Below are 5,244 nucleotides of genomic sequence, written 5' to 3'. Positions count from 1 at the left end.
TGGGAATCCTCTCCCTTTAGGAAGAGGAGGACGTCAAAAGAAGCGGGCGAGTTTCAACAGCTTATCAGCGGCTGAGCCGGCCGCGGGTGTCTGCGGGGGGGCGGGGTAGGGGAACGCGGCGAATGTGCGCTCATTTGGCGTGTTCGCGGGCTCGATCATTGCGGCGCGCACGTCAGCGCCTGCGTCGACTAACGGCGGCAGTCTCGACGCGAGTATTGTCGCCACAATGCACGCATCCGCATCGCGCTGCCACCAGTGCACGGCCGCCACCGTTGCGGTCTCGATGAGGCGTTCGGGCAACGCAACGCGCGCCGATGAGCGCCATCCGCGATGCACCGCGAGCAATTGTGTGCAAGCGCGCTCGCCGATCCCGCCGACCAAATGTGCGCGATATTGCTTCACGAGAAGGTGATCGGCGCAATCGAGTGCGATCACCCCGAGCGCGATGATCAAGGAGTCGATCCTAGGCTCGGCCGCCAGCAGAGCGTTTTGCCGGCTATCGAGGCAGGCGGGTAGCGGTGCACGCGGGAAGCCTCGACGCGCGACGATTACCCGGTCGATCGCTTGACGGCACGCCGGATAACGATGATATTTGTCACGCCACTCGGCGAGTCCGAGATGTTGCCACCAGTCATCATGCATCGTTGCACCCGGTTGCCAACCAAGCCTATGTAGGCGCTGCAGCGCGGATGTGAAAGGCAGTGTGCTCATGACGTCCGTTGCTTGCCGGCGGACCAAATGCGCAGTGCGATGGCGGCGGCCGCGAGACTCACGACGATGCCGAAGGCGCCCAGGGCGGTGCCGAGCTTGACGCGGTGCACGCGCACCCATGAGATGAGGCCAGTGTCGGCTTGCGGCTCGAGTCGGGTTGGCATTTCGTAGCGGTAATCGGCGCGCTGCAGCACGACGCTCACGTGGTCGGATGATAGCCCCGTGGTGCCATTGACAACGAGGCTACGGATCTCCGCCTCGTGCGCAACGAAATTGCGCTCGGGGCTATATTTCACGAATACCGACGCGGACGTGCGAGGCGGATCGCGTCGATTCTGAAGATCGCGCTCGGCAATTGAGACCTGTGCGTCGACGACGCCGTCCATCGACCGAAGCATTTTCTCGAGCTGTTGTTCCTTGAGGAACGTGATCTTGGCCTCCTCCTGTGTTGGCGAAGTGACGAGCTGGCCGGGGGGGAATAGGTCATTGAGCGCGGTAACCTTGCGGCGCGGCAGCCCGTGCTGCCGCATTAGTTCGACGGCGTTGACGAACTCGTTAGAGTCGATGCGAATGGTTACGTTGCCGTCTTTAGATAGCTCTTTATCAACATTTATGTCGCGCAACATCAGTAGCGCAATCATCTGGTTCGCCTCGGCTTCTGGCAGGTTCGTGTAGAGGTCGGTCTTGCATGCCACGAGCGATAGACCGAGTATGGCCGAGCAAGTGACGCGCGAAGTGCGCGCCATCATTGCATGTTTACCAGTTTGTTGATGCCCTGCGACACCGAGCCAGCCACCTTCGCAACAAGATCAACTTCGAGGATCGCATGCAGCATTGCAGACTGATTCGCGAGCATCTCAAGCGGTTGCATGAGCGCGTCGCTGCCGCGATCGCGCACCGTCTTTATTGCGCGATCAAGGTCAATCGCGCGATCATGAAAGGCAATTGCGGCCTGTGCTTCTGGTGTGCTCGCGTCCTGACCGAATAGCGCGCGTGTAAACGCCTCAATCTGAATATGATCGGGTGGGGTCGCGCCCGATTCCTGCTTTGTTGCCTGTACCTGGAGTGCGCGTTGCGCGGCTGTTATTTCCATGGATGGATTCTTGCGAGTTCGGATGAAAACTGGTGGCCGTCGCGTTTAGCGGGGCATTCGAGGGCGCGATCAGACTACGCAGCAGGGCGGCTTCCGAGCCTGGCGTCGATGCAAGAAGCCTCGCGGCTTGGCCATCTCTGCCGAGACCGATGAGCATCGCCGCCTCGACCAGGCGCCGATCGCCAGGGGCTGAGAGGAGCGTCGGCAGGGCCTCATAAATGTCCCATGCATGTTGCACGAGGTTGTGGTTTGCTGCCGCGAGACCGCACTCGACCAACAGACGACGCACGTCCGCTGCGAGCGTCGTCATATCTTTTGAATGATTCCTGAAAGCATGTCCTTGACAGCCTTGAGCACTGCGCTCTGAAGGCCCACAAACACTGAGTATTGCTGAAGATCAAATTGCACCTGCAGCAAGCTAGATGGATTGCTGAGATCGGATGTGGACATTCTGGACTCGACGTTGTTACCAACCTTGTCGACGAGACGCGAAAGTTGCTGATTGACGGCTTCGATATCCATAGCGGCGCCTCCGTCAAATGACTGTGATCGTCGGTTGTTTTACGCGCAGCCTGAATTGCGTCGGATTGCACCGGTAGCGGCGGCGGAAGCGGTCGGTGAAATGCGCGTGATTGGAGAACCCACATTCATGTGCGATGTCGACGATGCGCATCGACGTCGACGCGAGCAAATGCCGCGCGTGCGCTAGGCGGCGCTCGACGAGCCACAGTTTGGCGGACATTCCGTACTTCTCGATGAATAGCAAGTTGAACTTGCGTGGTGGCAGCCCGAACTCGGTGGCAAAGCGGGCCACGCTCCAGGGATTTAGGGCGTTCGCGTCGACGAAATCGACAAAGTTTGTATCGCCTGCCATCGTGGAGTGCAACAATCGGGAGAAATACGCTCGATCGGCGCCGACGCAATACACGTATAGGAAGCTGAGGAGCGCCGGTCGTGATACAGGCGCAAGCAGTTCCAGCATGCCGATCACCTCGCGTGAGGTCGGTACTACGCGAATCGATTCACTCTGAAATGGCGCCGCGATTGGTGGATCAATTAGCGCGTTGACTTCACCGTAAAGCGTACGGAAGTCGGCTGCGTAGAAATCGGCGAACTGAATGTCGGTGTCGGCGCCGGCGTCGCACAGTGCGCAGTCGCTACCGGTGACGGCAATACAGTCGCCCGGCACTGTGTGGATCGTCCCGCACGTTCTTACTTGTCCGCTGACGCGGCCGAACATGAATCGTACCACTTGCATCAAGCCCTCGCGGCTGTTGTTGCTGCCCGTTCAAATCATCCGACACTTGGCTGAGGAATCGTCTCAGGCCATCACCTGAAACCGTCGACGGCTGAGGTAAATTACCGCTCAACCACATTGGTTGTTCTTTACAAGTAGCGGCCTCTAGGCAAAAAAACGAAATCCGTGGCCGGATTCCGATAAACGTTCGCTACGTAGGCGGCTATGATAGGTGCACCGATGGACGTTCACCGCAGATGCGGTCCGCGCGGGGGCGACACGGATTAATAACCGACTGCATGAAATAATTGGAGGTTACCCATGAGTGGTTGTGTCATCGAACGTCAGCCCTTGCCCGCTTTTAATTCGGATTACATCGCGCATGCGCGTGTCGAGCACGCCGACACGAATCAGCATCCGATTGGTGACGCAATTGGAGTGATGCTGGTGATCATGAATCTGCTGAGTTCCAAGTCGACGGCGGTACTCGACGACATGCAGAAGAAGTCAAACATTTCGCGTGACGCGCAGGATATGGCGAACAATGTCGAGGCCGCGCTCGCTAAGCTCGTCAAGCCGGAGGACAAGACTGCCGTGCCAGGTGAGGTGCTCGAATATATGAGGGCCAACCACATCCTCGTGAGCGGCAAGACTATCGACGAATTCGTTGCTTCGAAAACTAAGGCCGGTCAGGATGCGACCAAGTCCGCTCAAATGATCGAGAAGATGCATTCGATGATCGAGAAGGCCGGTTCGGAGGGGATGACATCAAAGCCATGGCAGGAAGTCGTCAGCTACATGGATTCGCTCGGCATCAAGATCGACGGCAAGCGAGTATGCGACTACATCTGGTCTCTGCCAGAAGTGAACTACCGATCTGACCACAAGATCAGCGTCGATCACATGAAGACGCTCGCGAGCGCATTGCAAGGCGCGATTAGCCTCGACAAGGCGGATCTGATGTCGGTGAAGTCATCGCTGGAATCGGTGTCGACTCGCGCGTCGGATTTTATTCAGCAATGTCAGCTGAAGATGCAGCAACTGATGCAGAACTACAACACTGCAGTGGAGATGATCAAAAGCCTGCAAGCGATGCTTGCTGACTCGACGAGTGGCATCGCGAAAGCAATCCGCTGACGCCAGCATAGCGACACGTTGTCGAAAGCGGGGCGGGTGTATGTGCGGTATGCATCGAGATGCTGTAGCAAATTTCGCTAGAGTGAGCCTGGAAAAGTTGTGGTGAATTTGTCGAGCGGAGGTGAGCGATGCATGAGTTGGATCAACTTAAGGATGCAATGACAGACCTGAGGCGACACAAAGATGCGCTGCGCGGGCAGATGCAGGAGTTTCAGGAAGTGCAGAAGGAGATTGCGGAGCTGCGTGCGCGAGCGTCACGCGATCCGGACGCGCGCCGCAAACTACAGCGTTTCGACGATTTGATGAAGCAGGGCGGGGACGGTTTGGTCGAGCGAATGCACATACAGGCCGACAGAATTGAAGTATGCCTGAAGCGCCTCGGCGACGGGTTCGCGCAGCTTTCGGATGCTGGCGCGCCGCTGCTTGGGGCTTCACGTGAGAGCCGGCCACAGAGAAAACTCGTGCGCGAATTCGTCTGATCCGGACAGGCGCAGTAAGGCAATATGCATCGAGCAACAGAGGATCGTTGCGAGACACATTAGTGCACAATGGAGAATTCGAATGATTTCAACTGATCCATCGCTTCTGCAGGTGCGGCATCGCCGCACCAATCAGATTGGCGCAACAGTAAACCGCTGTCGCAAATATCCGTCCGAGCGCGGTGGCGATTGCAGTTGTGGTCTTGCATGCACCCGCTGAGCCGGCATCTGAGGATGCGGCTCCCCGGCGTTTAGAAGAAATTCATCAGTTGCTCCGAGAAACCCCCGTCCTTCATGACGGGGAGGAAAGGGGCGCCGCTGTTTGACAGCGGCATTCCAACGTTAAAATGACCGGCATGATCCTCGTCTATCGCTACCGGGTGAAATCGCTCAACGGACTGCTTCACAAGCAGAGCCGTGCGGTGAACTACGTGTGGAACTTCTGCAACGACACGCAGAAGCACGCGCTCAAGTGGGGCAAGAAGTGGCCGACGGGATTCGACCTGAACGTGCTGACGACCGGCGGCAGCAAGGAACTCGGTATTCACTCCGGCACGGTCAACGCAACGTGCGAGCAATACGCGAAG

Annotated in this window: 8 protein-coding genes and 1 pseudogene; 3 read left to right on the top strand and 6 right to left on the bottom strand. The window is 57.9% G+C overall.

Features of this window, described 5'->3' with window-relative positions; all coding sequences use genetic code 11:
- Positions 1 to 33: 33 nt before the first annotated feature.
- The 6 genes from C7H84_RS35290 to C7H84_RS35265 are packed head-to-tail and all read right to left on the bottom strand — an operon-like array spanning position 34 to position 3,062.
- Positions 34 to 711: a type III secretion system domain-containing protein gene (locus C7H84_RS35290; protein WP_121863107.1), complete on the bottom strand. Its 678-nt coding sequence runs from the start codon at positions 709 to 711 to the stop codon at positions 34 to 36.
- Complete coding sequence (gene sctJ / locus C7H84_RS35285; RefSeq protein ID WP_121863106.1) at positions 708 to 1,460, bottom strand: type III secretion inner membrane ring lipoprotein SctJ; 753 nt, start codon at positions 1,458 to 1,460, stop codon at positions 708 to 710. Before sctJ ends, C7H84_RS35290 begins: the two co-directional genes overlap by 4 nt.
- Positions 1,457 to 1,804, bottom strand: a complete 348-nt coding sequence (gene sctI, locus C7H84_RS35280) for a type III secretion system inner rod subunit SctI (RefSeq protein WP_121863105.1) — start codon at positions 1,802 to 1,804, stop codon at positions 1,457 to 1,459. The genes sctJ and sctI overlap by 4 nt, the downstream gene beginning before the upstream one ends.
- Positions 1,716 to 2,114 carry an EscG/YscG/SsaH family type III secretion system needle protein co-chaperone gene (locus C7H84_RS35275; protein WP_121863104.1) on the bottom strand — a complete coding sequence of 133 codons (399 nt, stop codon included), beginning with the start codon at positions 2,112 to 2,114 and terminating at the stop codon, positions 1,716 to 1,718. Before C7H84_RS35275 ends, sctI begins: the two co-directional genes overlap by 89 nt.
- Entirely contained in the window at positions 2,111 to 2,326 is a 216-nt protein-coding gene (gene sctF, locus C7H84_RS35270) for a type III secretion system needle filament subunit SctF (protein WP_121863103.1), read from the bottom strand. The genes C7H84_RS35275 and sctF overlap by 4 nt, the downstream gene beginning before the upstream one ends.
- A 13-nt stretch (positions 2,327 to 2,339) precedes the next feature.
- On the bottom strand, positions 2,340 to 3,062 hold the full coding sequence (locus C7H84_RS35265; RefSeq protein ID WP_240462196.1) for an AraC family transcriptional regulator: 723 nt from the start codon (positions 3,060 to 3,062) through the stop codon (positions 2,340 to 2,342).
- Between the two features lie 300 nt (positions 3,063 to 3,362).
- Here C7H84_RS35265 and C7H84_RS35260 point away from each other — a divergent pair, with 300 nt between their 5' ends.
- The 3 genes and pseudogenes from C7H84_RS35260 to C7H84_RS35250 all read left to right on the top strand — a co-directional run.
- Entirely contained in the window at positions 3,363 to 4,178 is an 816-nt protein-coding gene (locus C7H84_RS35260) for a secretion protein EspA (RefSeq protein ID WP_121863102.1), read from the top strand.
- Between the two features lie 128 nt (positions 4,179 to 4,306).
- Entirely contained in the window at positions 4,307 to 4,657 is a 351-nt protein-coding gene (locus C7H84_RS35255; RefSeq protein ID WP_121863101.1) for a hypothetical protein, read from the top strand.
- A gap of 356 nt (positions 4,658 to 5,013) precedes the next feature.
- A pseudogene (locus C7H84_RS35250) lies at positions 5,014 to 5,244 on the top strand (RNA-guided endonuclease TnpB family protein); the annotation flags it as partial.

The sequence above is a fragment of the Burkholderia sp. Nafp2/4-1b genome (genome assembly GCF_003635165.1).
Taxonomy (GTDB): domain Bacteria; phylum Pseudomonadota; class Gammaproteobacteria; order Burkholderiales; family Burkholderiaceae; genus Burkholderia.
This window is presented reverse-complemented; position numbering and strand designations above follow the sequence as displayed.

Excerpts from the sequence above, each read along its gene's own strand:
- C7H84_RS35290 (WP_121863107.1), bottom strand. The coding sequence starts at position 711 with ATGAGCACACTGCCTTTCACATCCGCGCTGCAGCGCCTACATAGGCTT.
- sctJ (WP_121863106.1), bottom strand. The coding sequence starts at position 1,460 with ATGATGGCGCGCACTTCGCGCGTCACTTGCTCGGCCATACTCGGTCTA.
- sctI (WP_121863105.1), bottom strand. The coding sequence starts at position 1,804 with ATGGAAATAACAGCCGCGCAACGCGCACTCCAGGTACAGGCAACAAAG.
- C7H84_RS35275 (WP_121863104.1), bottom strand. The coding sequence starts at position 2,114 with ATGACGACGCTCGCAGCGGACGTGCGTCGTCTGTTGGTCGAGTGCGGT.
- sctF (WP_121863103.1), bottom strand. The coding sequence starts at position 2,326 with ATGGATATCGAAGCCGTCAATCAGCAACTTTCGCGTCTCGTCGACAAG.
- C7H84_RS35265 (WP_240462196.1), bottom strand. The coding sequence starts at position 3,062 with ATGCAAGTGGTACGATTCATGTTCGGCCGCGTCAGCGGACAAGTAAGA.
- C7H84_RS35260 (WP_121863102.1), top strand. The coding sequence starts at position 3,363 with ATGAGTGGTTGTGTCATCGAACGTCAGCCCTTGCCCGCTTTTAATTCG.
- C7H84_RS35255 (WP_121863101.1), top strand. The coding sequence starts at position 4,307 with ATGCATGAGTTGGATCAACTTAAGGATGCAATGACAGACCTGAGGCGA.